Source organism: Bradyrhizobium sp. KZN70725 (assembly GCF_055264925.1).
On sequence record NZ_JBUYWT010000024.1, the window covers coordinates 92,536 to 118,952 of the forward strand.

The following is a 26,417-nucleotide window of genomic DNA, read 5'->3' on the forward strand; positions in this document are numbered from 1 at the left end:
CGTCAAAACGTTTTTAGTCCTCGCACTTCCCTGGCGGCGACCTTGATCAGCGGCTTGACCGCCTGTTCCTCTCGGCCAAGCACAACGCCCGAGGCGAAGGCGCTGGCGCGCTCCTTCCGATGCGGGGACTTCAGCGTCGCATCGACCGCCAGCTTGCGGTGCGCGACAAAATCGTTGAGCGAGCCAAGCGCATCCTGGACCCGCTTCAGGTGCCTGGACAGCCGCGCGAGTTGCTTGCGCTCACCCTTGCGCGGAAACAGGCTTTCGAAGAAGTCGATCGCGTATCTGAGCTTCTTGGCCCTGATGCGCAGCTTGTGCCGCTCCTGCGCCGACAGCCCGTCGAGACGCCGGCCATCCTCGCGCAGCTTCCTGATGCGGCGATGCAGCAGCGCGGCGGCGAATTCCTCGATCGGACCGCCTTCGTCCTCCGCGGCAACGGTCTGCTTTGCCTCGATCCATTGCAACGTATCGATCAGCATGGACCGATAGCGCTGCGAATTGACCGCGTGCCTCGCGCCGGCAAATGCGCGATCACGGCGGCCGGAAAATTCCTGCCGGATCGCTTTGCCGCCGCGCCGCAGCAGCGCGTCATGCGACGCTGGCTCGATATCTTCCTTGACGAACACGTCAAGCTCGCGCGCCGGCGCGAGCGCGTTGGTGAGCCACTTCAGCTGCGTCTTGATCTCTTCCGTCGGACCCACGGTCAGGACCTTCGAGAACAGCGAGATCGCGGCGCGCAGCCGCCGCAACCCGACCCGCATTTGGTGAATGCCTTCCGCCTCGCCCTCGCGGACGGCCTCGGCATTCGACGAGAGGTGACGAAGCGCGGCGCGCGCGATCCCCCGGAACGCCGCGCCGGCGGTAAGTCCGGCGTCGAGCACGATGCTCCCGGCGGAGACGACGACATGCTCCTCGCCATCGGCAAGTTCATAGCCGTGTTCGGCTTTCGAGCGCAGATCGAGCTCCGCTGCCGCCTTCCGCTCCAGCGCCCTTGCGACCCGGAACAGGTCGAGCGGGCGGCCGCTCTTGAGTTCGAGTTCGACCTCGTCGATTCGGCGCGAACGGTGCCCGGCCGTGGTGTAGCCGCGATCGATCGCGAGTTCGATCTCGCTGCGTTTGGTCCGCAGCGGCACGGTGATACGCCGCACCGACGTCTCGAATACCGGTTTCAGCTTGCGACGCAGCCTGCCAGACGCGAGGTCTTCGAGCGGCGTACCCTCGGCCTTGTCGAGGTCGAAGTGTCCGTCCGCAAGGTCGGTCTCCCATTCGCCCCGTTCAAACTGCGGACCCGCTCCCGACTTGATAGTCTGAACATAGTTGCCGCCATCCCGCCGCACGCGCAACGTCAGTCCGTGCCGCTTGAGCTTGTGCTTCGCGGTGTCGAAATAGGTCGAGACGAGATCGCTCTCGGATGGTGCACCGCTCTTGCTGCCGGCGACCAGCGGTTTCTTCAGTCCCTTGAGCTTGCGCGCGGGAACGTGGAATTTGAGCTCCGTCTCGGCCGCCATCGTCGCTCCATGCCTGGGGCACCAAGCAAACGTCCGCCGTGACGAGGTCAGCGACGGACGTTCATGCTCACACAAGATCGCCTGAGTTGGCGTCAATCGTCGTCGTTATGGATGACGGTCTTGCTGCGATTGCCGAATTCGTCCCGCTTCTTGATGACCGTGGTCCGGTCATGGCGCGGCTCACGCTCCCTGATCACCGTGGTGCGATCACGATCGCGATCGCGATATTCGGGTGCCCGACCAACCGTTACGCCTGCGCCGACGGGACCTGCGCGGACACCGATATCATCGGCGAACACAGGCGATGCGATCGCGGTCACCATGGCCGCGGTTAGCAGATACGTCCTCATGCCGTCTCTCCTCCTCCAGTTGCGACGTGAAGGAGGAACGTCGAGTGCGACGCACCGTTCCTGTATCGACCGTGCTGCAATTGCTCACGCTCAGTTGCGAAATATCGCACCGGGAACTCGCTGAACAGGCATTCATCTGTGTGGCGAAATACCCATGTTCCACGCGTTGAATAGCCTGAATTGATGTCCCACGTCCTTAACTAATAGGAGGACGTTCCATGAAACAGTCACAGCACTTCCGCGACAATGCGGAGAACTGCGCGCAACTTGCCGAGCGTGCCGACGACGGGCCGACCTACAATCGCTTCAAGCGAATGGAAGCGGCTTGGCGCGCGCTGGCAAAGGAACAGGACTGGCTCGACGGCGAGACCTCGCCATCGGAAAATGCAGCCTAGATCCGGGCCAGCCGTGGCGGCAAATGCGACGTCGCCACGGCCCCGCGGCCTATTCGGCGCTGCGTTGCCGCTGCCAGCGCAACAGATAGGCCTGCAGCCGCCAGATGATCGCCGACAGCACCACACCGACCAGCATCAGCACCACGACAGCAACCATCATGCCCGAGGCCTCGCCGCGCGCCTCCGATTCGATGATGAGGCGACCGATGCCGCGCTCGGCGCCGATGAACTCGCCGACGATCACGCCGATCAGCGCGAAGGAGATCGCAGGCGTCAGCGAAGCGAACACCCAGGCCATGGTCGAGGGGATCACCACCGTCCGGGTGATCTGCCATTCGCTGGCGCCGAGCAGCCGCGCGGCGTTGGTGAAGCCTTCGTCGATCGAGCGCGCGCCCTCGAAAGTGTTGAAGAACACCAGGAACACGACGACGATCCACGACGTCACGATCTTCGACATGTCGCCGATCCCGAATGCCAGCACGATGATCGGCGCCAGCGCGATCCGCGGGATCGAATTCACCGCGGTGATGAAGGGCTGAAAGATCGCGCTCAGCCGATCGGATCGTCCCAGGATCAGTCCGGCGACGAAGCCGCTGACCACGCCGGTGACAAAGCCGAAGAAGGTATTCTTCAGGGTGATGGCGGTCGCGGCCCAGAGGTTGTTCTCGTTGCGCGCCAGGCACTTTCCGAAGTCGCCGTTGAACCAGCTGTTGAAGGCGCCGAGCTTCGAGGTCAGGCAGCTCTGGATCAGGAAGTTGTCGAAGATCATCGACGGCTTCGAGATGAAGTAGGGATCGAGCAGGTCGGGCACCAGCCAGGGCAGTTTGGTGCGGAGGTCGTAGCCCCATTGCCAGACCGACAGCACGACTGCGCAGATCAGGACCTGCCAGCCGACCGTACCGAGCGTGCCGTACCTCTTCATGCGCTGCGGCCCCTGACGAATTCCTCGCCCAGCGAATGCCAGATATGCTGGAACAGCTCGGCGTAATGCGGGGTTTCGCGCACCTTCACCGCATCGCGCGGGCGGTCGAAATCGACCTCGAACCTGTCCTTGATCCGGCCCGGCCGCGCCGAGAACAGGATGATGCGGTCGGCCAATGTCAACGCCTCGCCGAGATCGTGGGTCACGAACAGCACGGTCTGCTGCTCGCGCTCCCAGATCCGGAGCAGCACCTCGTGCATGTCGATCTTGGTGTGGGTGTCGAGCGCGCCGAACGGCTCGTCCATCAGGAGTATCTGCGGCTCGACGATCAGCGTCCGCATCAGCGCCGCGCGCTGCCGCATGCCGCCCGACAGCGCCGACGGATAGGCGTTCTCGAATCCCTTCAGGCCGGCTTGCGCGACGCATTCGGCGATGCGCTCCTTCCGTTCGTGAGCCGGCACGCCTGATAGCTCCAGCCCGTAGCCGATATTGTCGCCGACGGTCCGCCACGGAAACAGCGTGTCGCGCTGGAAGACGTAGCCGACGTTGGGCGTCGCCTTGCCGGCGACGACGCGCTTGCCGTCGATCAGGATCTCGCCGGCGGTCGGGCGGATCAGCGAGGCGATCATGTTGAGCACGGTGCTCTTGCCGGAGCCCGACGGCCCGAGCAGCGCGACAAACTCGCCGCGGCGGACGTCGAAGGTCACGTCGCGCACGGCCTCGATCGTGGTTTTGGCGAGCTGGAACGACTTGCTCAGACCCTTGACCTCGACGCGCCGATCGGCCGAGGCGCGTGGCGATACGGTTGCGCTTGTCTCGAGCGCGCTCAACCCGGATAGGCCTTTCGCGCCGCTTCGATCAGGTTGGAATTGACCACGTCGGCGATCTTGAGCGGCTTGATGCCGGTCATCTCGCGGAACCAGACCTTCTCGCCGCGCGCGAAGCTCGCGGCATCGATCGTGCCCTCATAGTCCGCAACCTTCTGGATCGCCGTGATCTCGAGCAGATTGGCGTCGCGCGAGGTGCTGCCGACGTAGGGCTCGATGGCGTCATAGACCTCGGTCGGCTTGTGGGTCTTGATCCACTGCGAGGCCCGCCACAGCGCGGTGACGTAGGCCTGCATCTTGGCCGGGTCCTTGTCGATGGTGGCTTGCAGCGTGAAATGCGCCGTGGCCGGCACCTTGCCGCCGATATGCTTGTTCCAGATCGCCTCGTCGGTGCCATCGAACAGCAATTCGCCCCAGCCCTGCTGCTGTGCCTCGTTCAACAGCGACAGCGAGCTGACGAGGATATCGACCTGCTTCGACTTCAGCGATCCCAGCATGGTGTCGACATTGCCGGTGCCGATCCAGGTCACCTTGTCGTCAAGCCCCATGGTTTCCATATAGTAGGACGACCAGACATGGTTGGTGCCGCCGAGCGAGGAGACCGAGACGATCGGCTTGCGGCCATCGGGCCGCTTCCATTGCGTGAACGCCTCCAGCGAGTTGATGCCCTGGTCCTTCAGGTCCTTGCGGATAATGAACATCACCGAGTTCGATCGCGTGTCGACCGGCAACAGCACGCGCGCGGCGCGGCCGTGATTGGTCAGCTGCATCGGATGGGTGACGTCGCCGATGCCGATATCGCCCTGCGACGAGGCTATGATCTCGCGGGTCTTCACGCCGCTGCCGCCCTGCACCAGCTTGCAGTCGAGCCCGGCCTCCTTGAAGTAGCCTATACGGTCGGCGACGAACTGCGTCTGATAGACTGGCACCGCGACCGGATAGATCGCGCGGCCCGCGGCCGCCTGCGCCCACGCACGCCCGGTCGCCAGCGCGGCGCCGCCGGCGGCGATGACCGTCAGCGCCGATCGCCTTGAAATGTGGGGCATGGTGAGGCGCGCCATCACGCGTGCTCCTTGGCCGAGATCCTGTCGAGTGCGCCGAGCACCGCATCGCCCATCTGGACAGTCGACAGCTTTTTCGCCCCGGCCTCGGCGATATCGGCCGTGCGGGCGCCGGAGGCCAGCGCGGCCTGCACCGCCTTCTCGAGCAGGTCGGCGTCCTCCGGCCGGTTCAGCGTCAGGCGCAGCAGCATCGCGACACTCAGGATCGAACCGAGCGGATTGGCGATGCCCTTGCCCGCGATGTCGGGCGCGCTGCCATGCACCGGCTCATAGAGCGCCTTGCGCCGGCCGAAGCGATCGACCGGGCCGAGCGAGGCCGACGGCAGCATGCCGAGCGAGCCCGAAGCCATCGCCGCGCAGTCCGACAGGATGTCGCCGAAGATGTTGCCGGTCACCATCACGTCGAACTGCCGCGGCTCGCGCACGATCTGCATCGCGGCGTTGTCGACATAGAGATGGGTCAGCTCGACATCGGAGAACTCCTCCTTGTGCAGCTTGATCACCTCCTCGCGCCAGACCACACTGGTCTCCAGCACATTGGCCTTGTCGACCGAGCAGACCTTGTTGCGCCGGGTCCGCGCCAGCTCGAAGGCCGAGCGCGCCACGCGGCGGATCTGGTTCGTGGTGTATTGCTCGGTGTTGAAGCCGCGGCGCTGGCCGTCGTGCAGCGTCTCGATGCCGCGCGGCTCGCCGAAATAGATGCCGCTGGTCAATTCGCGGATGATGACGAAATCGACGCCGTCGAGCACCTCGGCCTTGAGTGGCGCGGAGGCCGACAGGGCCGGGCTCGCCACGATCGGCCGCAGATTGGCATAGAGATCGTATTTGCTGCGCAGGCCGAGCAGACTGCCGGCCTTGCGTGCCGCGGCCGGCACTTCGGTGGTCTCCGGCCCGCCGGTCGCACCCCACAGGATCGCATCGGCCTCGTCCATCGCCTCGGCGGTGTCCTCGGGCAGCACCTTGCCGGTCGCCAGATACGGGATCAGGCCGTATTGCGCCTCGCGCAGCGTCATCGGAACGCCGCGCTTCGCCGCGAACCAGTCGAGCACGCGGCGCGACTGCGCGGTGACCTCGGGGCCGATGCCCTCGCCGCCGACGACGGCGACCTTGACCATATTGGATTGCGTGCTCATGCCGGTGTCCTTGAAGCGGGTGTCGTTGTCGAATGAATCCATGGCCGCGCCGCGCGGTCGGAGGCCTGGAAGGCGCGGATCTCGTCGTCGCGCTGCAGCGTCAGCGCCACCTCGTCGAGCCCCTTCAATAGCCCCTCGCGCCGCCGCGGATCGATCTCGAACGAATGCCGCGCGCCCGACGGCGAGACGACGGTCTGGGCCTCGAGGTCGATCGAGACCTTGCCCGCGCCCTGCGTCGCCTCGATGTCGGCGGCAAGCTGATCGACCACCGCCTTGTCGACGATGACGGGCAGGATTCCGTTCTGGAAGCAGTTGGCGAAGAAGATGTCGCCGAAGCCGGAGCCGATGATGGCGCGGATGCCGCGCTCCTGCAGCGACCACACCGCGCCCTCGCGCGAGGAGCCGCAGCCGAAATTCGGCCCGGTCACCAAAATCTCCGCCTCGCGGTACGGCTCGCGGTTCAGGATGAACTCCGGATTCTCCGAGCCGTCGGGCAGATAGCGCAGCGAGCCGAACGCCCATTTACCGAGCGTGCCGCGGATCGAATTGCCCACCAGCCGCTCGATGCGGATGATGACGTCGGTATCGATATTGCCGCGCATGATCGGCGCGGCGGTTGCGGTGAGCTTGTCGAACGGCTTTGGCATGCTCTAGCGTCCCATCATCCTGACATCGGCGATCGCGCCGGCAATCGCGGATGCCGCGGCGCTCGCGGGGCTCGCCAGATGCGTCCGCGCGCGCGGCCCCTGCCGGCCGACGAAATTGCGGTTCGAGGTCGAGACCGAGCGCTGCCCGGGCGCCACCACCTCGCCATTAGCGGCCAGGCACATCGAGCAGCCCGGCTCGCGCCACTCGAAGCCGGCGTCGATAAAGATCTTGTCGAGCCCTTCGGCGACCGCCTCGCGCTTGACGTTCTCGGAACCCGGCACCACCCAGGCGCGGACCCCGGCCGCGACCTTGCGGCCGCGCGCGACCTCGGCCGCGGCGCGCAGATCGCTGAGCCGGCTGTTGGTGCAGGAGCCGATGAACACCCAATCGACCGGCGTGCCCGCGATCGGCGCCCCGCCTTGCAGGCCCATATACTCGAGCGCAGTCTCGATCGCGGCGCGCCGCAAGGGATCGTCGACCGCCTTCGGGTCGGGAATCACGCCGTCGACGCCGACGACGTGCTCGGGGCTGATGCCCCAGGTCACCTGCGGGATGATCTTCTCGACATCGATCACGACCTCGCGGTCGAACACCGCGTCGGGATCGCTCGACAGTTCGTGCCACGCTTTCACCGCGAGATCCCACATCTCGCCTTGCGGCGCATAGGGACGGCCGCGCAGGAATTCGAACGTCTTCTCGTCCGGTGCCACCATTCCCATCTTGGCGCCGAGCTCGATCGAGAGGTTGCAGATCGTGAGCCGGCCCTCGATCGGCAGCGCGCGGATCGCACTGCCGGCATATTCGACCGCATAGCCGGTGCCGCCGGCGGCGCCGATATGGCCGATCAGCGCCAGGATCATGTCCTTGGCGGTGACGCCGAGCGGCAGCTTACCCTCGAAGCGCGCGCGCATCGTCTTCGGGCGGCGCTGGATCAGCGCCTGCGTCGCCAGCACATGGGTGAGCTCGCTCGACCCGATGCCGAAGGCGAGCGCCCCCAAGCCGCCATGGGTGCAGGTGTGGCTGTCGCCGCAGACGATGGTCGCGCCCGGCAGGCTCAGGCCGAGCTCCGGACCGATGACGTGGACGATGCCCTGGCCGGGCTGATCGACGTCGAACAGCGTGATGCCGCTCGCCGAGGTCTCGACCCGCAGCGCCGCCAGCAATTCCAGTCCGATCTTGCTAGTTCCGGCGCGGCCCGGCGCCGTCGACAGCGCGTGATCCGGCGTTGCAAAGGTCAGTTCGGGATTGTGGACATTGAGGCCCCGGCTCTTGAGATCGAGCAGGCCCCGCGAGCCGCCGAGATCGTGCAGCAGATGGCGGTCGATATGAAGGAGGTCTGTGTCTTCGCTGAGGCGAGCAATGACATGCTGGTCCCAGATCTTCTCGAGCAAACTTCGGCCGGGCATTCCGCCTTCCCCTGCTCTGTGCGTTTCCATGCGGCTTGATCTTATTGGCGCCAATCTGGGCCAAAGTTGTCGTCAAGTGAAGCAGTTTTGCCCTAACATCACATATGTGATGGAGGTGTGGTACTTGACCCACCGAGGAGCCAGCCATGCCGAATCCGAATAAGACGGCCATCGTCAAATCGGCCATGCGGACGTTTGCAGTTCTGGAGTTCTTTCGGAAAACAAAGCGGGCTGCTTCCGTGACCGAAATATCGTCCGCGTTGGAGATGCCGCAATCGAGCACGTCAGTGTTGCTTCGATGTCTCGTTGAATTGAACTACCTGGAATACGAGCGAAACACCCGGCTCTTCATCCCGAGCTACCGGGTCAATCTGCTGGGTGACTGGATCCGTCGTTCCCCGTTCCGTGATACCAAGCTCACCGATCTGATGGAGGAACTCTGGACCGCGACGGGCGGCGAAACCGTCATGCTCGGACAACAGGCCGGCGCCGCCGGGATGCAATATCTGCACGTTGTCCCCGGCGGCTCTCAGCTTCAGTACACGGCACAAGCCGGTCAAATACGACCGATGGTGCGGACCGCCCTCGGACATGTGCTGCTGAGCCAAATGCCGAACACCAAAATTCGCGGCATTATCCGGCGCAACAATGCCGAGGAGCCGAGTCAGTCGGCGCGCGTTCGCGAATCCGCCTTTCTCGAAGAGGTCGAGCGCATTCGCCGCCGCGGCTTTTCCGAGACAGGCGGCCGCACGACGCCAGGCGCAAACACAATAGGCATGCTCGTTCCCCTGCCAAAGCGACGCGCTCCGCTGGCTATCGGCATCGGCGGCCCCATCGAACGTATCGCGGCAAAGCGCGCGCACATCATTGAAGTCATGCAGAGCCGGCTGACGGAATTGACAGATGAAGCCGGGCCAAAATTCGTTGAGAAATGACCTCTTGGGACGCATAACGCGTCGTGCGGATGACGGAGCCGTAGCCCGGATGAAGCGAAGCATTCGGACTAAATATCTGTCTTCTCCTTCCCCCTGAAAGGGGGAAGGTCGGGATGGGGGTCAGCCGCAGGCGACGCTCTATGTGGAGAGAGTTGATCCCCACCCGCTTTGCTCTGGCGAGCAAAGCGACCTCCCCTTTTGAAGGGGAGGTTGGGACCCGCGCTGCAGTTAGATCTTTCGAATTTCCTACGACGCCAGCGCTTCTTCCGGCATCACGGCCGACAGATGCTGGCTTTCGGCGACGGCGCGGTTGGTGATGCGGCCGCGATGCACGTTGAGGCCGGCGCGCAGATGCGGATCCTCGACCAGCGCACGCAGTCCCTTCGCGGCCAGCGCCAAGCCGAACGGCAGCGTGGCGTGGTTGAGCGCGTGGCTCGAGGTGACCGGCACCGCGCCCGGCATGTTGGCGACGCAATAATGCACGATGTCGTCAACGAGGTAAGTCGGCGCCTGATGCGTGGTCGGCTTCGAGGTCTCGAAGCAGCCGCCCTGGTCGATCGCGACGTCGACCAGCACCGCGCGGCGTTTCATGCCTGCAAGCTGCGCGCGCGACACCAGCTTTGGCGCGCTGGCGCCCGGCACCAGCACCGCGCCGATCACAACATCAGCCGCGAAGACTTCTTGCTCGATCGCTTCCAGCGTGGCGTAACGGGTGCGGACGCGGCCGAGGAAGAGGTCGTCGAGCGCGCGCAGCCGCGGCAACGAGCGGTCGAGAATGGTGACTTCGCTGCCAAGGCCTGCCGCCATCCGCGCCGCATGGGTGCCGACCACGCCGCCGCCGATGATCGCAACCCGCGCCGGCGGAACGCCGGGCACGCCACCGAGCAGCTTGCCCATGCCGTCGGCGGATTTGCGCAGCGCGGCGCCCGCGGCCTCGATCGCGAGCCGCCCGGCGACTTCGCTCATCGGCGCGAGCAGCGGCAGTCCGCCATGTGCGTCGGTCACCGTCTCATAGGCCACCGCCGTGCAGCCGGAGGCGATCAGACCCGCGGTCTGCGGCACATCGGGCGCGAGATGCAGATAGGTGAAGAGGATCTGTCCCTCGCGCAGCCTGATCCATTCGGACGGCTGCGGCTCCTTCACTTTCACGATCATCTCGGCGACGGAAAACACCTCTTCGGCGGTATCGGCGATCCGCGCGCCGGCCTGCGTGTAGACGTCGTCGCCGGCACCGATGCCGTCACCGGCGCCGCGCTGGACCACGACCTCGTGGCCGTGCGCCACATATTCCCGCACCGAGGCAGGCGTCAGCCCGACCCGATATTCCTCGACCTTGATTTCCTTGGGCACGCCGATGCGCATGGTCCGCTCCTTGAAGGATTCGTTTCCGCCGTCGTCAAGGCTATGCCCCGTCACATGGCGTTTCTCAGCGATTTCCGGCTTGCTCACAGCAAAATACGCCCATATCCTTCGCATTCAGCTCAGCTCTTGAAGGAAATCTGCGTGGACGGTCTCGATCGTATCGACCTCAGAATCCTCGCCGAGCTGGTCGCTGATGCCCGCGCCAGCCAAATCGAGCTTGCCGAGAAGGTCGGGTTGTCGCCGACCGCCTGCGCGCGGCGCATCCGCCATCTCGAGGAGATCGGCGTGATCCGCGGCTATCGCGTCGACCTCGAACCATCGGCGCTGGGCTTGGTGACGACCGTCGTCGTCACCATCACGCTGGAGAAGCAGAGCGAGGATTATCTCGCAGCCTTCGAAGCTGCGATCGCGCGCTGTCCCGACGTCGTGTCCTGCCATCTGATGTCGGGCAGCGACGATTATCATCTGCAGGTGATCGCCCGCGACATCGCCGACTTCGAGCGCATCCACAAGCAGCATCTGTCGCGGATGCCGGGAGTCGCCCGCATCCATTCCAGCTTCGCGATGCGCGAGGTGGTTCGCCGCACCATTCCCGAGACGGCGCTGCGCGGCTGACGGTCACGCGCCATCGCGCACTGTCACAATCGCGCACTGTCACAATCGGGCACTGTCATAATCGGATCTGCCCGGCTCGCTCCCACACGCAATTTTTAGTTCGTGATTCGCCGGCTTCTATGACAGAATTGCTACAGTTCAATATCAATTCGGTTACACGTGGAGCGGTGAATGAGCATGGAGTGGCGGGCACGGCCGGTTTCGCTGGCTTGGTCAAATCCAGTGGTCCGGTGGTGGGGCTTCTTGAGCCTCGTCAGCGCCGCCAATATCGCGATCTGGTTCGCGCTCTACCGCCAGTTCAATGAACAAGCCAATGGCAGCTTCAGCAACACCTCGGGCATCGGCCTGATGATGCTGCTGTGCGCGGCCTATGTGTTCGGCTGTGCCTTCCGCTCGGTCCTGCCGCGCGCCGACGTGCAGCGCATCTGCCTGTTCGACACCTGGCTGTCGAGCGTCGTGGTCGGCCGCACCGTCGCCACCGTCGCCGAGGTTTGCTTCGCCGCGCAATGGGCGATCATCCTGCATCAGCTCGGCACCATGACCGGCGCCGAGACCACCGTGAACATCGCCTGGATCATCGTGCCGCTGATCGTGATCGCGGAATGCTTCTCCTGGTATGCGGTGCTGACCACCCATTATCTCTGCAACGCGATCGAGAACTCGATCTGGGCGGTGGTGTTCTTCCTGGTCGGGATCGCGCTGTGCCGGCTGCTGCCGGAGTTTCATGGCCCGGTGCGCTGGGCCTTCATCGTCGCGATCCTCGGCATCGCCGCCTTCCTCGCCTTCCTGATGACCGTCGACGTCCCGATGTATCTGAATCGCTGGCGCGCCAACCTCGCCGCCGGCGGCACGCTGCTGCATCCGCTGGAAGGCTTGCGCGACGTCAGCCGGCGCTGGGTCGTGACCCACGACATCGCCGAGTGGCGCGAGGAGATCGCCTGGATGTCGCTGTATTTCAGCATGGCGGTCTGGTCGAGCCTCGCGCTCTGCGTCGGCTACTCGCTCGAGGATCAGCTGCCGCGCTACCGCACCGAGCCCGTGATCGTCGCAACGACGCCGGCGCCGACAGCGCAGCACACCGCCACGATCGACGCGGCGGCACCGTCGCGGAATTGATCGGCGACCGCCGCGCGCGGCTTGTCGCCGCCAGTGCTTTCGGAGTAAAGGCTGAGGCATCCCCGCTCATCTGTCAGCGCGTTCCATGCCCCGCATCACCATCATCGAAACCGGGCTCGTCAGTCCGCAATTCCGCGAGCGCCACGGCAGCTATCCGCAGATGTTTCAGCGGATGGTAGCCACCGCCGATTCCTCTGTTACCTGCGACGTCGTCAGCCTCGCCAATGGCGAGACGCTGCCGGATCCGGTCGCATTGGATGCGATCCTGATCACGGGATCGGCCACCGGCGTCTACGACGACGTCGCGTGGATCGCGCCGCTCGAAGCCTTCGTGCGCACGGCCCATGACAAGCGCATTCCAACCGTCGGCGTCTGCTTCGGCCATCAGCTGATCGCGCAGGCGCTCGGCGGCACGGTGCGCAAATCCGAGAAAGGCTGGGGCATCGGACGCCATGTCTATCGGATCGCGCCGGACAACGGACTGATCGACGGCGAGACGATCGCCGTCGCCTGCTCGCATCAGGACCAGGTGATCACCCCGCCCGCCTCAGCGCGCACCATCCTCTCGTCCGGGTTCACGCCGCACGCCGCCCTGCTCTACGCCAACGGCACGACGCTGTCGGTGCAGCCGCATCCGGAATTCACCGCCGACTATGCCGACGCGCTGTGCGACCTGCGCCGCGGCCTCGCGCCGGATGCCCTGATCGAAGCCGCCAAGACTTCGCTCACCGAACCGCTCGACCACGCCACGCTTGGCGGCGTGATCACGCGCTTCCTCGTGCGCCGTAGCAACTAGACATCGTGTTCGCTTGGCGGCCGCAACGGAACTGCGCTCCCTCGCCCCGTTCTTACGGGGAGAGGGTTGGGGTGAGGGGCTGTCACCACGTCAACGGAGCCAGAAAAATTCGCGGAGGCTCCCCCCTCACCCGCATCGCATCTTCGATGCGATGCGACCTCTCCCCGCACGCGGGGGAGAGCTGAAGGAAGCGCTTGCTTCGCTGTAAAGCCTTTCATTCGCAGCTAGCCCTTGTGCCACTGCGCGGCGGCGTCGCGGGCGAAATCGCGATAGGCCCGCGGCGCGCGGCCGAGCAGCTTCGTCAGGCGTGCCAGCTCGTCGGCCGTCGCGACCGCGCCGTCGCTCTGGTACCGGCCAAACATGAGGCGCATGTCGAGCGCGAGCCATGCCGGCATCGCTGCCTTGAAACGCTGCTCCATCGCTGCGAGATCGTCGCCGCCATAGCTTATCGCGCGGCCAAGCTCATCGCGCCAGATCGCAGCCGCGCCCTCGCCGGTCACGACGTCGGGGCCAACCAGCGCGTAAGTCTCGCGGCCGAGCGGGGCGGACGCGCGCTCGCGGCGCAGCAGCTCGATCGCGGCCGCCTCGCCGATGTCGCGGATATCGACCATCGAGATGCCCTTCGCGCCGATCGGCATGCCGTAGGCGCCGAAGTTCAGCAGCGGCTCCTTCAGCCGAAGATCGTTCTGGATGAAATAGGCCGGACGCAGGACAGTCGCGGGAAGATCGAGCGCCTCGATCATCCGCTCGACCGTGTGCTTGCCGGCGAAATGCGGCACGTCCGCATAGGCCTCGCCCTTGAACACCGAGAGATAGACGATGCCCTTGACGCCGGCCTCGCGCGCGGCAGTCAACGTCAGCATCGCCTGCGTCAGTTCGTCGGCGGCGTTCGGAACCAGCAGGAAAAGCGTGCTGACGCCAATGAGCGCCGCGCGGACCGAATCCACGTCGGCAAGATCGCCGCGAACCGCCGTCACGTGCTGCGGAAATTGCGTCTTGCCGGGCGAACGCGTCAGGGCCCGAACCTCGACGCCCTGACCGGCGAGATGATTGAGAACCTGGGTGCCGATGGTGCCCGTGCTGCCTGTCACCAGAATGGCCATGTCGAATGCTCCTCTTTTGGGGCAGACCGTCTGCCGTTGCAGAGAAGCTATCCGTTCCAATTTTCCTTTGAAGATGGCATTATCTGAACAGACCGTTTCGAATATGGAACATTTCGATGGACCTTCAGGCGCTCACCGATTTCAACCTGGTGGCCGCGCATGGCGGGTTCGGCCGCGCCAGCCGCGCTTCCGGACGGGCCAAGGCCACGCTGTCCCGCCGCGTCGCCGAACTGGAACAGAGTCTCGGCGTCCGCTTGATCGAGCGGGGTTCGCAGAGTCTGCGACTGACCGATGAGGGCCGCGCGCTGCACGAGCGTACCAGCGGTCCGCTGTCCGACATCGCCGAGGCCGGCGAAGCCGTGGTGCTCGGCGCGTCGACGCCGCGCGGCCGCTTGCGGGTCAGTGCGCCGGTCTTGCTGCCCATGTCGCGTTCGGCCGGATCGGTGCGCGCTTTGCGCACGCCTATCCCGACGTCCAGCTCGAGATCGTCGCGAGGATCGCCTGGTCGACCCGGTCGAGGACGGCTATGACCTCGTCATCCGCATCAACCCGTCAGCGGATGAACGTCTGGTCGGCCGCCGCTTCCTCAGCGACGAACTGCTCGTCGTGGCGCATCCCGATCGACAACGGCCGACGACCGCCGCGCGCGATCCGAATGGCGTCTCCGTCGATGCCGTTCTGATGTTGCAGACGCCGCTGGACACGCTCTGGCGCATCCGACATGAACGCGAAGAAATGATGCTCAGGCCGCGGCCAATGCTGCGTCTCTCATCGATGCTGATGATGCGCGATGCGGTGCTCGCAGGCGCGGGCGCGGCACTGCTGCCGAAGCTGCTGGTCGATGACGACATTGCCGCGGGTCGGCTTGCCTATTGGGGAACGGATGCCAGACCTCCGGTCGATATCTGGGCACTGCAGAGCTCGCGACGGCTGGTCGGCGCAAAGGTTCGCGCGTTTCTCGACGTCGTCGAGCAGGCATTCCCGAACCGGGTGTTCGTCCCGCCGGCCTGAGTTGCAGCCCGGACGATGCGCCTCAGGTCATGCTGCCCGGCATGAAGCAGCGCACGCGCGGGTGGCCGTCGATATAGTGCTTCCACACCATGGTGCGCCCGACCTTGTTCGGCTCGGTGATCACCGCCTCGTTCGGCACGACAACCCATTCATTGTCGATGAGCACGCGATAGTGGCCGTGATCCGACTCCCAGTCGGGATCGGCGACCACATAGCCGTCAGCATCCGAGCAGCATTGTCCATAGCCGCTGTGCAGGCTTTCGAACCAGGGCTTTAGCGGTGAATTGGCGTAGCGGCCGTCGTCCCGCGCCAGGGTCGGCGATGTCAGCCACATCGTCCCGAGCAGCAGTGCCGCACGCGTGATGGCGTGCATGTCGTCGTCTCCGTAAGCGTCTGTCCAGCTGCGGGCGCGTCACAGACTGCTCGCCTGCGACGCTGCCGCCGCAGGCGAGAACACGACACATCCGCGCCCCAGCACCTGACATTGAACGATGCAAGAGCAGGGCCAGACGGGATGCCGGAAGACTACGGCCGACGAAAGTATAGGGCGTGCGGCACGATCAACGACTCACTGCCGCAACCTCCGGAACGAGCGGCGGTGTGCTGCGCGACGCCGCCTGCAGCGCGCATTCGATGAATCGGCGCGGCAGCAGCGAGGCGTTGGAACGCATCGCCACCAGCATGCGGCTCTCCGCATCCGGCGTGTCCAGCGGCTTCGCCACCACATTCATCACGCCAGCCTGCTGATAGCAGGACGGCAGGATCGAAAGCCCGATCCCGGCCGCAACCAGGCTGAGCACGGTGCGCAGCTCATGCGCCTCCTGCACCACGCGCGGGGCAAAGCCCGCCCGCCGGCACAGCATCGCGGCCTGATCGCCGACGCCGCAGCCGCTCTCGGCCATGCCGACGAATTCATGCTCGGCAAGGTCGGCCATCTCGAGCGCCCCCTTCGCGCCGGCCAGCGGATGATCCAGCGGCAGGAACACCATCAGCCGGTCGCGCCACACCACATGGACCTGCAGATCGGCCGCCGGCCTGAAATCGAGCGGCGGACGCATGATCGCGACATCGAGCTCGGCGTCGGCAAGCGCGCGCAGCTGCGTTGCCGTCGACATGTGCCGGAGCTCGATCTTCACGCGCGGATAGCTGGCGCGAAAGCTGCGGAACAGCTCGGCGAACATGTCGAGCATCGGGACCGAGCCGGTGAAGCCGACGCGGATCATGCCGGCCTCGCCGCGCGCCGCACGGCGCACCGTCTCCGACGCCAGATCAAGCTCGCTGACCGCGCGCCGCGCATGTTCCAGCAGCAATTGTCCGGCTTGCGTCAGTTCCACCGCGCGCCGCGTCCGCGCCAACAGGCGCGTGCCGAGTTCTTCCTCCATCGCCTTGATCTGCGTGCTCAGCGGCGGCTGGCTGACATGCAGGCGTTTGGCTGCGCGGCTGAAGCTGAGCTCTTCGGCCACCGCGATGAAGTAACGAAGCTGCCTGTAATCCATCGCTTATTCCGATTCCCTATAAGTCGGGGGTCAACAAGGTATTTGACCTCGCGGGGCCGTTTCCCGATCTTCGCGCGAAATCACCAGTCCTCCAAGGGAGAAGCGCGGGAAATGCGTCAGGTTCAGGCACGACGGCGCGGCGCTCGCAGCGGGTCAGCCATGCAATATCGCAGCGAACGATAGAAGATGACCGTTCCGTTTCGCGTTCTCGTCACCGGCGACAGCCTCGCGCCGGCCGCCGTCAATGTCCTCAGCGAGATCGGTGCAGATGTCGTGCTGATGCGCGATGCCGTCACCCCTGAGCGTCTCACGCACGAGATGGCGCGGGCACCGACGCAGGCGATCCTGATGCGCGGCAATCCGGTATTCTCCGCCGCCACCATCGCCGGCAATCCGCATTTGCGCGTGATCGCAAAGCACGGCGCCGGCGTCGACAGCGTCGATATCGATGCCGCAACGGCCAAGCGCGTGCTGGTGATGGTCGCGGGCGACGCGAATGCGCCCGCGGTTGCCGAGCACACCATCGCGCTGATCCTCGCGCTCGGGCGCGACGTCGTCAGCCTGAACGCGCGAACCCATTCCGGCGCCTGGGACCGCGCCACCTATCGCGGCCGCGAAGTCCGCGGCCGCACGATCGGCCTGGTCGGCTTCGGCCGCATCGCCCGGCATGTCGCGCGCGCGGCGGCCGCGCTCGGCATGAGCGTCGTTGCGCTCGGCCGAAGCAAAGGCCGTGTCGATCCGGCACTGGCGTGCGAAGCCGTCGACCTCGCCGAATTGCTCGCGGTCTCCGACATCGTCAGCCTGCACGCACCGCTGACCGATGCGACGCGCGGCATGATCGATGCCGGGCGGCTCAACGCCATGAAGCCTGGCTCCCTCCTGATCAACACCGCGCGCGGCGCGCTGGTCGACGAGGACGCGCTTTGCGCAGCGCTGCGAAGCGGCCATCTCGCCGGCGCCGGCCTCGATACGCTGGCGGAGGAGCCGCCGGCGAAGGACCGGCCGATCCTGCAGGCGCCGAACCTGATCGTGACGCCGCATATCGCAGCCCAAACCGGCGCATCGATCACGCGGACCGGCGTCGAGGCCGCGCGCAACATCGCAGCTGTCCTCACGCAACGCGACATCGATCGCGCCAATGTGGTCAACCCGGCGGCACTCGACGCGTCTTAAATCTCGCAGAAACGGCCCACCAAGAGGCCGCGACATCAAGAGGAAACGAACATGAATCTGGGGTGGCTGTCCAAGCTGTCCGCCGTCGAACGCAAGACCTTCTTCGCCGCCTTCGGCGGCCTTGCGCTCGATTCGATGGACACCACGATCTACGCGCTGGTCACGCCGTCGCTGATCGCAACGCTGAGCTTGTCGCGGCCTGACGCCGGCATTCTGGCTTCCAGCTCGTTGATCGGCACCGCCCTGGGCGGCTGGGTCGCCGGAATTGCCGCGGACCGGTTCGGCCGGGTGCGCGTGCTGCAATTCACCATCCTCCTGGTCGCGGTCTCGACCTTTGCCGCCGCCTTTGCCGACGGCTTCTGGTATCTCTTGGTCGCGCGCGCCATCCAGGGCATGGGCTATGGCGGCGAGGCCGCGGTCGGTGCCGTGCTGGTCGCCGAAGTGGTTTCGGCCGGCATGCGCGGCCGCGTCGCCGCCGCGATCCAGAGCGGATACGCCGTCGGCAATGCGCTGTCGGTGGCGCTGTTTCCCGTCATCTTCGGCTGGCTGTCGCAGGACATGGCCTGGCGCGTGTTCTTCGCGATTGGAATCCTCCCCGCGCTGCTGGTGTTCTTCGTCCGTCGCTTCGTGCCGGAATCCGCGATCTTCGTCGAGGAGCAGGCACAGCGCGCCGCCTCGCCGACGCACAGCTTCTGGACCATCTTCACCGGCGAGCATCTGTTCAAGACGCTGGTCGCGACCTTCTTCACCACCGGCACGCTCGGCGCGGCTTATGTGATGATCACCTGGCTGCCGACCTATCTGCAAACCGGGCTGCATCTGCCGGTCACGCACACCGCCGGCTATCTCGCAGTCAACATCTTCGGATCGTTCGTCGGACCGATCGCCTTCGGCCTGATCGCCGACCGCATCGGCCGCCGCAAGGGTTTCATGCTGTTCCTGGTCTGCCAGGCACTGAACGTCGTCGTCTACACCCAGGCGCCGATCGGCCAAGGCATCACCATCATCCTCGGATTCTTCCTCGGCGCGCTGCAGGCCGGCCTCGCCTCCGGCCTGATGCCGACCTTTGCCGAGCTGTTTCCGACCAGCATCCGCGCCAACGGCGCCGGCTTTGCGCTGAGCGCAGGGCGCGGCCTCGGCTCGATCGTGCCGGCGACCGTCGGCATTCTCTCGACGCGGATGCATCTCGGCGACGCAATGGCGATCTGCGCCATCTGCGGCTACACCGCCGCGTTCTGCGCGGCATTGCTGCTGCCCGAGCAGCAGGGCATCGACCTCAGAACAATGGCAGCGGGCGGCGCGCCGGACGGAGCCGAACGCCCGCCGCACGAACGAGAGGCCGGACACCCAAACAACGTCCGAAATGGCGCCGCAACCCAATGAACGCCATCACAATGAACGGGAGGATTGCAATGGCCGGAGCGTCCGTCACTGAGCTCGAACAACAGACCATCCGCCGCGTCTATTGGCGGCTGATCCCGATCCTGTTCGTGATGATGTTCTTCAACTATCTCGACCGTATCAATCTCGGCTATGCCGGGCTGACGATGAACAAGGACCTCGGCCTCAGCCCCGCGATCTTCGGCTTCGCGGCCAGCATCTTCTTCCTCGGCTACATGGTGCTCGAGGTGCCGAGCAACCTGATGCTGCACTGGCTCGGCGCCCGGATCTGGCTGGCGCGCATCCTGATCACCTGGGGCCTGGTCGCCGCGTTGACCGCCTTTGTCTGGAATCCGCTCAGCCTCTATGTGATGCGGTTCGGGCTCGGCGTCGCGGAAGCCGGCTTCATGCCCGGCGTGGTGCTTTACCTCACCTACTGGTTCCCGGCGCGCTATCGCGCCCGCGCGGTGGCGGGATACATCATCGCCGGCTCGTTCTCGGCGGTTTTGGGCGGGCCGATCTCGACCAGCATCATGACCTGGTTCGATGGCACTGCCGGTCTCCACGGCTGGCAATGGATGTTCCTCGCCGAGGGCGTGCCGACCATTCTGCTCGGCCTGTTCACGCTCTATTATCTCACCGACCGCCCGGCCAAGGCGAGCTGGCTCACCAAGGAACAGGCGGCCTGGCTGGAAGGCGAACTCGCCGCCGAGCGGGCCGAGATCGAACAACAGGGGAAGCACAGGTTGATCGAATGCGTCCTCGATATCCGGGTCTGGCTGCTGGCGGCGCTGTTCGGCTGCGCACTGGTCGGGATCTACGGCCTCTTGCTGTGGCTGCCGCAGATCATCAAGGGCATGGGCGATCTCAGCAACATCCAGGTCGGCTTCCTCTCGGCAATCACGCCGCTGCTCGGCGTCATCGGCACCATCGTGGTCAGTCGCAGCTCGGACAAGACCGGCGATCGCAAGTTTCATCTCGCGGCGGTCTATCTGCTGGCCGCGGTCGCGATGCTCGGCAGCGCCTATGTCGCGAGCCCGGTGCTGGCCTTCGTGTTCCTGTGCATCGTCGGCTTCAGCCTCAATGCCGGCAACCCGCTGTTCTGGAGCATCAATGCCTCGCTGCTGACCGGCGCGGCCGGCGCCGCCTCGATCGCGCTGGTCAACACGCTGGCGCAGTTCGGCGGCCTGATCGGGCCGTGGTGCATCGGCCTGATCAAGGACTCCACCGGAAGCTTCTCCTGGGCATTGGTCGGCATCGCCGGCTTCCTGCTCGTCGCCTCCGCCATCGCCGCCACCATGCGCGTCAAGCCGCGCGAGACGGAATTGACGGGCGCGATCCCGTCATCCGTCGCACACTGACACCCCTGCCAAGGAAGCAACCATGATCATCGATTGTCACGGCCATTACACCACCGAGCCGGCCAAGCTGCAGATCTTCCGCGACAAGCAGCTCGCCGGCCTCGCCGACAAGTCGCGCCGGCCGCTCACCACCAATCTCGGCATCACCGATGACGAGATCCGCTCCAGCGTCGAGGGCGCGCAGCTTCGCCTGCAAAGGGAGCGCGGCACCGACGTCACCATCTTCTCGCCGCGCGCCGCCGGCATGGCACATCACGTCGGCAAGGAAGCGACCAGCCGCGAATGGACCACGATCTGCAACGACCTCGTGCACCGGGTCTGCACGCTGTTCCCGCAGAACTTCGTCCCCGTGTGCCAGCTGCCGCAGAGCCCGGGCATCAAGCCTGCCAACTGCATCGAGGAGTTGGAGCGCTGCGTGACCCAGCTCGGCTTCGTCGGCTGCAACCTCAACCCCGATCCCGCCGGCGGCTATTGGTGCGATCCGCCGCTGACCGACGAATGGTGGTATCCGCTGTATGAGAAGATGGTCGAGCTCGACGTGCCGGCGATGGTCCATGTCTCCTCGTCCTGCAATCCCTGCTTCCACGGCACCGGCGCGCATTACCTCAACGGCGACACCACCGCCTTCATGCAGTTCCTGACTTCGCATCTGTTCAAGCGCTTCCCGACCCTGCGGTTCATCATCCCGCATGGCGGCGGCGCGGTGCCCTACCACTGGGGCCGCTACCGTGGCCTCGCGCAGGACATGAAGCTGCCGCCGCTGTCGGAGCATCTCTTGAAGAACGTGTTCTTCGACACCTGCGTCTATCACTTGCCCGGCATCGAGCTGTTGACCAGGGTAATCCCTGTCGAGAACATCCTGTTTGCGTCCGAAATGGTCGGCGCGGTCCGCGGCATCGATCCTGAAACGGGTCATCACTTCGACGACACCCGCCGCTATATCGACGCGCTGCCGCTGAGCGCGGCGGACAAGGCCAAGATCTTTGAAGGCAACGCCCGCCGCGTCTATCCTCGCCTCAACGCCCATCTCGAACGCCGCGCGCATTGAACGAAGCCGAGACAAGCACTCCAACTCCTCATCCTGAGGTGCCCGCGAAGCGGGCGTCTCGAGGGATGCAGGCCACTAACCGGGCCACATGGTTCGAGACGCGCGTTCCGCGCTCCTCACCATGAGGGTCCAACCAAGCAGCAAGACCGACAATCGACTTCAACCAATCAATCTCGGAGAAAACCGATGGCCATAGGATTTGCAATTCACAAAGCGAAGCGGAAAGTGTCGCCTGACCTCGTCGCGCGCTACCGCACCCTGCCGGTCGCCAATATCAGCGATTCGATGTCGCGGATCGCAGGCACCAACCGGCTGCGGCCGATGCATGCGGGCGGCTGGCTCGGCGGCCCGGCGCTGACGGTCAAGACCCGTCCCGGCGACAATCTGATGGTCCACAAGGCGATCGACCTGGCCCAGCCCGGCGACGTCATCGTGGTCGATGCCGGCGGCGTCCTCGTCAACGCCATCATCGGCGAAATCATGTCGACGCTGGCCGAGAAGAAGGGCGTCGCGGGCTTCGTGATCGACGGCTCGATCCGCGATGCCGGCGCGATCCGCGCCGGATCGTTCCCGGTGTTCGCCGCCGGCGTCGCCCATCGCGGCCCCTACAAGGACGGCCCGGGCGAGATCAACTGCGCCGTCTCGATCGACGGCATGATCGTCGAGCCCGGCGATCTCGTCGTGGCCGACGACGACGGCGTGCTCTGCGTGCCCCATGACGACGCCGAGGCGATCTGCAAGCTGACCGAGGCCAAGAAGGCGACCGAGGAAAAGGCCATCCAGCAAATCCTCGCCGGCACCAGCGACCGCCGCTGGGTCGACGAGGCCCTGCTGCGCCTCGGCTGCGAGTTCAAGGACTGAGACGATCGGCGGTCCCAAAGGCGGCGATGCCCGCCTTTTGGGCACGAATTTGCGCCAAGTCGGCCGGAATCATCCCGCCCGTATCGTGTGCGTGTGCCCGTCCATCAAAATCGGGAATTTTTCCCGATTCCAGATGGAAAAGAATCCCGGTCCCCCGGCATTGATCTTGTTTGCCAAAGCAAGGGCGTTCCCGCAGTCTCCGAGCCAAGGTTCGTCGGGGATCAAGCCGAACCGCGGCTTGGGGGTGGCGTCATGGCTGCTGCGTTGTTGCGTGCGGCAACACGGTCTTTGTCTTCTTCGGTCTATACGCGAGGCGCTGCGGCCGTGCTGGCTGTTATTGGCTCTGCACTGCCATCGACTGTCCTGCATGCTCAGACGGCCGATCCGGTCCCCACTGAACTGCCGCCCGTCAACGTGATTGCGCCCACACCTCTGGCCGGCACCCGCAGCGCAAGGCCGACGGCACGGCCGGTGGTTCGGACCACGCGAACCGCGCGAACCCGAACCGGACCTGTTGCTCCGGCAGCGGGCCCCGATGTCGGCACCGCTGCACCCGGCCCCTCCGACCGCGACTCCACCCTGATTGATCGCGACAAGGTCCCGTCCAACACCGCGGTGATGACGACGCAGGATTTCAGCCACAACTACTCGACCAACTTCCTCGATGCTGTGAACCGCAAGCTGCCCGGCGTCACGCTCGGCGACCAGACCGGCAATCCGTTCCAGCGCAACCTCGACTACCGCGGCTTTACCGCCTCGCCGGTCCAGGGCACGCCGCAGGGCATCGCGGTCTATCAGAACGGCGTGCGCATCAACGAATCCTGGGGCGACGTGGTCAACTGGGACTTCATCCCGGAAAAGGCCATCGACAGCGTCGCATTGTTTCCCAACAATCCGGTGTTCGGCCTCAACGCGATCGGCGGTGCGCTGAGCATCCAGATGAAGAACGGCTTCACCTATCAGGGCTCCGAGGCTGAACTGTTCGGCGGCTCTTACGGGCGCGTGCAGGGCAGCGTGCAGGCCGGCGGCCAGAGGGACAACATCTCCGCCTACGCTGCGTTCGAATCCGCGTATGATCGCGGCTGGCGCGACTACGCCAATTCGTCGCACATCAACCGCATGTATGTGGATGTTGGCGCACGCAACGACGACACCGAATTTCACGTCAATTTCACCGGCGCCAGCAACCTGCTCGGCAACGTTGCGGCAACGCCGGTGCAGATGCTCAATCAGCGCTGGTCGAGCGTCTACACCTGGCCGCAGACGACGCTGCTTCAGCTCGCCTTCGTCAACGCCACGCTGAACCATAATTTCTCGGATACCTGGTCCTTCCAGGGCAATGCCTATTTCCGCGGCTTCCGGCAGACCCATGTCGACGGCAACGGCACCGACGTGCATGCCTGCGACGGGGGAGACAGTTTGTGCATCGGCGACGACCTGCCGATTTTCGGTCCGGCGGGAGGTCCCTCGGTTCCGAACACGCTGGGCAACGCCTTCCTTGGCGAAGTCGACCGCAACCGGGCCGCGACCAACAGCTTCGGCGGCACAGCCCAACTGACCAACTCGGACAAGCTGTTCGGACACGACAACCACGTCGTGATGGGCGTCAGCGTCGACCACGGCAACACGAAATTCACGGCGACCAGCGAGCTCGGAACCATCGATCCGAACAACCTGTTCGTGACCGGCACCGGCATCTTCATCAACCAGCCCGATGCCGGTCTCGCCCCGGTCGACCTGCGCGCAACCAACACCTACACCGGCGTATATCTCACCGATACCTTCGACGTGACGAACAGGTTCTCGGTCACTGCTGGTGGACGATTCAACTATGCCCAGATCGATCTGCAGGACCAGACCGGGACAAATGACCAGCTCAACAGCAGCAACCGATTCCAGCGCCTCAACCCGGTGATCGGCGGCACCTACAAGATCACCCCGAACCTCACCTTCTATGCCGGCTATTCGGAGGCCAACCGCGCGCCGACGCCGCTCGAGCTCGGCTGCTCCGATCCGGCCCGCCCCTGCGTCATCGATTCCTTCCTGGTGTCCGATCCGCCGCTCAAGCAGGTGGTGTCGCACACCATCGAGGCCGGCTTCCGCGGCACCTGGGGCAACGACGCCAGGACCGGCATGCTGAGCTGGGGCGTCGGCGCGTTCCACACTCTGTCCGACGACGACATCATCCGGGTGCAGAGCCCCATCGGCACAGGCAATTTCGGCTATTTCCAGAATGCGGGACAGACCCTGCGGCAGGGCATCGAAGCCAAGCTCGACTACCGCGTCAATCGCTGGAACGCCTATGCCAACTACACCTTCATCGACGCGACCTATCGAAGCGCAAACACGTTGCCGGCTCCCGACAACCCGAACGCCCTGACCGACCCGAACAACGATGACGTCCGGTTCATCAACGTCAAGCCGGGCGACCATATCCCGGGCATTCCGGCGCACCGCTTCAAGGCAGGTGTCGAGTACCTCGCCACCGACGCATGGAAGGTCGGCGCCGACATCAACGTGGTCGGCAGCCAGTGGCTGATCGGCGACGACACCAACCAGAGCCAGAAGGTCCCGGCCTACGCGGTCGTGAACCTGCACACCTCCTACAGGATCACGCCGAATATCGAGGTGTTCGGCCTGATCAACAACGTCTTCAACCAGCATTATTATCTCGGCGGCGCGTTCTACGAGACTGGCGGCTTTGCCAGCGCCGGAGCCGCGCCCAATTTGATGGCGCAGCTGACCGATCCGCGCACCTTCGTGCCCGGCATGCCGCTCGCCGCCTATGCCGGCATCAGGGCGAAGTTCTAAAGCGCGATGTGATTAGGTTGAATCGTCATCGCGCTTTAGCTCTTTGTTTGAGCATGATCTTTTCGGAAAACCGCTTCGCACTTTTCCGGATCATGCTTTAGGGCAATTCCTGGAAGACGCTACGCCACCGTCCCGCCATCGACCGGCATCGCGATGCCGGTGACGAACGACGCCTTGTCCGACAGCAGGAACACCGCGACCTCCGCGATCTCCTCGGGACGCGCGGCGCGGCCCATCGGATTGCGGGTGACCGCGGCCTTGATCAGCTCCTCTGGATCGGCCTCGTTGTGGCCCGGCTGGTCCGGCCGGTTGACGAACACCCGCAGCATCGGCGTGTCGATCGCACCGGGGCAGATCGCGTTGACGCGGACGCCGTCCTTGGCGTGGCGCTTGGCGAGCGCGCGCGCCAGCCCGATCACGCCGGCCTTGGCCGCCGAATAGGTCGGACTCCACGGCGAGCCGACCAGGCCCGAGGTCGATGCAGTGAACAGGATGCTGCCCTGGCGCCGCGCGGTCATCTGGCCGAGCGCCGCGTTGGTGGTGATCAGCTGCGAGCGCAGGTTGAGATCGACGCTGAGATCCCAGCCTTCCAGATCGTCGATCACGGACGGACCGGGAATGCCGAGGTGATTCCACACGCAGTCGAGCGCTCCAAATTCCTTCACGGTCGCCGTGACGATGTCGCGCGCAAAGCCGTCGTCGCGCAGATCGCCGGTCAGCGCCAGCGCGCGCCCGCCGCCCTTTTTGATCTCGTCGACCACCGCCTTCGCGCCAGCCTCGTTCTGGTCGACCACCGCGACCGCCGCGCCCTCGCGCGCGAGGATGCGTGCCCCGGCGCGGCCCGCGCCGGATGCCGCGGCGGTGACGAGTGCGATCTTGCCCTGCATGTCCATGTTTTCGATCCTGACTGTGCCCGTGACTTCGAGCCTTCTTGGATTCTGAAGTTTTGGTTGAATCAGGACCGCAGCGCTGCCGTCTTGCGCTGACCCGCTAGGTGGTGTGGACACTAGCGCATCCATAGAACAATGGCAGCGAGAGTGACGACGGCCCGGTAATTCCGGGCCGTTTTTTCGAAGCGGGTTGCGACACGTCGGAACTG

General features: G+C 65.2%; 24 protein-coding genes and 2 pseudogenes. 12 read left to right on the plus strand and 14 right to left on the minus strand.

All coding sequences use genetic code 11. The features are described from left to right. Positions 1-2 precede the first annotated feature (2 nt). Together ACZBJS_RS23000 and ACZBJS_RS23005 are read right to left on the minus strand one after the other, a co-directional pair. Positions 3-1,508 (minus strand): CYTH and CHAD domain-containing protein, encoded by a 1,506-nt coding sequence (locus ACZBJS_RS23000; RefSeq protein WP_316394044.1) that lies wholly within the window; start codon positions 1,506-1,508, stop codon positions 3-5. Positions 1,509-1,600: 92 nt separating this feature from the next. Continuing rightward, the gene (locus ACZBJS_RS23005) at positions 1,601-1,858 is read right to left on the minus strand and encodes a hypothetical protein (protein ID WP_057016905.1); all 258 of its coding nucleotides are present in this window, start codon (positions 1,856-1,858) and stop codon (positions 1,601-1,603) included. Positions 1,859-2,076: 218 nt separating this feature from the next. Here ACZBJS_RS23005 and ACZBJS_RS23010 point away from each other — a divergent pair, with 218 nt between their 5' ends. After that, positions 2,077-2,253 (plus strand): hypothetical protein, encoded by a 177-nt coding sequence (locus ACZBJS_RS23010; protein WP_168857282.1) that lies wholly within the window; start codon positions 2,077-2,079, stop codon positions 2,251-2,253. A 49-nt stretch (positions 2,254-2,302) separates the two neighbouring features. Here the strand turns inward: ACZBJS_RS23010 and ACZBJS_RS23015 are convergent, their stop codons facing one another. The 6 genes from ACZBJS_RS23015 to leuC are packed head-to-tail and all read right to left on the minus strand — an operon-like array spanning position 2,303 to position 8,250. Continuing rightward, positions 2,303-3,175 (minus strand): ABC transporter permease, encoded by an 873-nt coding sequence (locus ACZBJS_RS23015; protein ID WP_028333286.1) that lies wholly within the window; start codon positions 3,173-3,175, stop codon positions 2,303-2,305. Next, entirely contained in the window at positions 3,172-4,005 is an 834-nt protein-coding gene (locus ACZBJS_RS23020; protein WP_316394042.1) for an ABC transporter ATP-binding protein, read from the minus strand. The genes ACZBJS_RS23015 and ACZBJS_RS23020 overlap by 4 nt, the downstream gene beginning before the upstream one ends. Next, on the minus strand, positions 4,002-5,063 hold the full coding sequence (locus ACZBJS_RS23025; RefSeq protein WP_316394041.1) for an ABC transporter substrate-binding protein: 1,062 nt from the start codon (positions 5,061-5,063) through the stop codon (positions 4,002-4,004). The genes ACZBJS_RS23020 and ACZBJS_RS23025 overlap by 4 nt, the downstream gene beginning before the upstream one ends. Next, positions 5,063-6,196: a 3-isopropylmalate dehydrogenase gene (leuB, locus tag ACZBJS_RS23030; protein WP_141340766.1), complete on the minus strand. Its 1,134-nt coding sequence runs from the start codon at positions 6,194-6,196 to the stop codon at positions 5,063-5,065. The genes ACZBJS_RS23025 and leuB overlap by 1 nt, the downstream gene beginning before the upstream one ends. Further along, positions 6,193-6,843, minus strand: a complete 651-nt coding sequence (gene leuD / locus ACZBJS_RS23035) for a 3-isopropylmalate dehydratase small subunit (protein ID WP_141340738.1) — start codon at positions 6,841-6,843, stop codon at positions 6,193-6,195. Before leuD ends, leuB begins: the two co-directional genes overlap by 4 nt. Positions 6,844-6,846: 3 nt before the next feature. Further along, positions 6,847-8,250 (minus strand): 3-isopropylmalate dehydratase large subunit, encoded by a 1,404-nt coding sequence (gene leuC / locus ACZBJS_RS23040; RefSeq protein WP_316394039.1) that lies wholly within the window; start codon positions 8,248-8,250, stop codon positions 6,847-6,849. A 146-nt stretch (positions 8,251-8,396) separates the two neighbouring features. On the opposite strand from leuC, the gene ACZBJS_RS23045 reads away from it, so the two are divergent. After that, a complete protein-coding gene (locus tag ACZBJS_RS23045) occupies positions 8,397-9,185 on the plus strand; it encodes an IclR family transcriptional regulator (RefSeq protein ID WP_463439214.1) in 789 nt (262 codons plus the stop codon). Between the two features lie 246 nt (positions 9,186-9,431). Here ACZBJS_RS23045 and ald read toward each other — a convergent pair whose 3' ends face one another. After that, the gene (gene ald / locus ACZBJS_RS23050) at positions 9,432-10,547 is read right to left on the minus strand and encodes an alanine dehydrogenase (protein ID WP_316394036.1); all 1,116 of its coding nucleotides are present in this window, start codon (positions 10,545-10,547) and stop codon (positions 9,432-9,434) included. A 126-nt stretch (positions 10,548-10,673) separates the two neighbouring features. Between ald and ACZBJS_RS23055 the strand changes: the two genes are divergently transcribed. The 3 genes from ACZBJS_RS23055 (at position 10,674) to ACZBJS_RS23065 (ending at position 13,074) form a co-directional block, all read left to right on the plus strand. Next, positions 10,674-11,162, plus strand: coding sequence for an Lrp/AsnC family transcriptional regulator (locus tag ACZBJS_RS23055; RefSeq protein WP_016847653.1), 489 nt, complete (start codon positions 10,674-10,676; stop codon positions 11,160-11,162). Positions 11,163-11,339: 177 nt separating this feature from the next. Beyond that, positions 11,340-12,278 (plus strand): hypothetical protein, encoded by a 939-nt coding sequence (locus ACZBJS_RS23060; RefSeq protein ID WP_316394126.1) that lies wholly within the window; start codon positions 11,340-11,342, stop codon positions 12,276-12,278. Between the two features lie 85 nt (positions 12,279-12,363). Beyond that, positions 12,364-13,074 (plus strand): type 1 glutamine amidotransferase, encoded by a 711-nt coding sequence (locus ACZBJS_RS23065; RefSeq protein ID WP_316394035.1) that lies wholly within the window; start codon positions 12,364-12,366, stop codon positions 13,072-13,074. A gap of 224 nt (positions 13,075-13,298) precedes the next feature. Here ACZBJS_RS23065 and ACZBJS_RS23070 read toward each other — a convergent pair whose 3' ends face one another. Then, positions 13,299-14,177, minus strand: coding sequence for an NmrA family NAD(P)-binding protein (locus ACZBJS_RS23070; protein ID WP_316394033.1), 879 nt, complete (start codon positions 14,175-14,177; stop codon positions 13,299-13,301). A gap of 116 nt (positions 14,178-14,293) precedes the next feature. Here ACZBJS_RS23070 and ACZBJS_RS23075 point away from each other — a divergent pair. Next, a pseudogene (locus ACZBJS_RS23075) lies at positions 14,294-15,188 on the plus strand (LysR family transcriptional regulator). A gap of 22 nt (positions 15,189-15,210) precedes the next feature. On the opposite strand, the gene ACZBJS_RS23080 reads toward ACZBJS_RS23075, so the two are convergent. Both ACZBJS_RS23080 and ACZBJS_RS23085 read right to left on the minus strand, forming a co-directional pair. Beyond that, positions 15,211-15,561, minus strand: a complete 351-nt coding sequence (locus tag ACZBJS_RS23080) for a hypothetical protein (protein ID WP_057017007.1) — start codon at positions 15,559-15,561, stop codon at positions 15,211-15,213. 187 nt (positions 15,562-15,748) lie between these two features. Beyond that, positions 15,749-16,684 carry a LysR substrate-binding domain-containing protein gene (locus ACZBJS_RS23085; RefSeq protein ID WP_316394030.1) on the minus strand — a complete coding sequence of 312 codons (936 nt, stop codon included), beginning with the start codon at positions 16,682-16,684 and terminating at the stop codon, positions 15,749-15,751. A gap of 186 nt (positions 16,685-16,870) precedes the next feature. Between ACZBJS_RS23085 and ACZBJS_RS23090 the strand changes: the two genes are divergently transcribed. The 6 genes from ACZBJS_RS23090 (at position 16,871) to ACZBJS_RS23115 (ending at position 25,318) form a co-directional block, all read left to right on the plus strand. Further along, positions 16,871-17,857: an NAD(P)-dependent oxidoreductase gene (locus ACZBJS_RS23090; RefSeq protein ID WP_316394029.1), complete on the plus strand. Its 987-nt coding sequence runs from the start codon at positions 16,871-16,873 to the stop codon at positions 17,855-17,857. Positions 17,858-17,908: 51 nt separating this feature from the next. Beyond that, entirely contained in the window at positions 17,909-19,240 is a 1,332-nt protein-coding gene (locus ACZBJS_RS23095) for an MFS transporter (protein ID WP_316394028.1), read from the plus strand. Between the two features lie 29 nt (positions 19,241-19,269). Beyond that, entirely contained in the window at positions 19,270-20,598 is a 1,329-nt protein-coding gene (locus ACZBJS_RS23100) for an MFS transporter (protein ID WP_316394027.1), read from the plus strand. Between the two features lie 22 nt (positions 20,599-20,620). Then, the gene (locus tag ACZBJS_RS23105; protein ID WP_463439215.1) at positions 20,621-21,646 is read left to right on the plus strand and encodes an amidohydrolase family protein; all 1,026 of its coding nucleotides are present in this window, start codon (positions 20,621-20,623) and stop codon (positions 21,644-21,646) included. Positions 21,647-21,832: 186 nt separating this feature from the next. Next, positions 21,833-22,507, plus strand: a complete 675-nt coding sequence (locus tag ACZBJS_RS23110) for an RraA family protein (RefSeq protein WP_316394025.1) — start codon at positions 21,833-21,835, stop codon at positions 22,505-22,507. 324 nt (positions 22,508-22,831) lie between these two features. Next, positions 22,832-25,318 carry a TonB-dependent receptor gene (locus ACZBJS_RS23115; RefSeq protein WP_283805959.1) on the plus strand — a complete coding sequence of 829 codons (2,487 nt, stop codon included), beginning with the start codon at positions 22,832-22,834 and terminating at the stop codon, positions 25,316-25,318. A gap of 119 nt (positions 25,319-25,437) precedes the next feature. Here the strand turns inward: ACZBJS_RS23115 and ACZBJS_RS23120 are convergent, their stop codons facing one another. Both ACZBJS_RS23120 and ACZBJS_RS23125 read right to left on the minus strand, forming a co-directional pair. Further along, entirely contained in the window at positions 25,438-26,211 is a 774-nt protein-coding gene (locus ACZBJS_RS23120; RefSeq protein ID WP_253607047.1) for an SDR family NAD(P)-dependent oxidoreductase, read from the minus strand. A gap of 113 nt (positions 26,212-26,324) precedes the next feature. Beyond that, positions 26,325-26,417, minus strand: a pseudogene (locus tag ACZBJS_RS23125) (IS5/IS1182 family transposase); the annotation flags it as partial.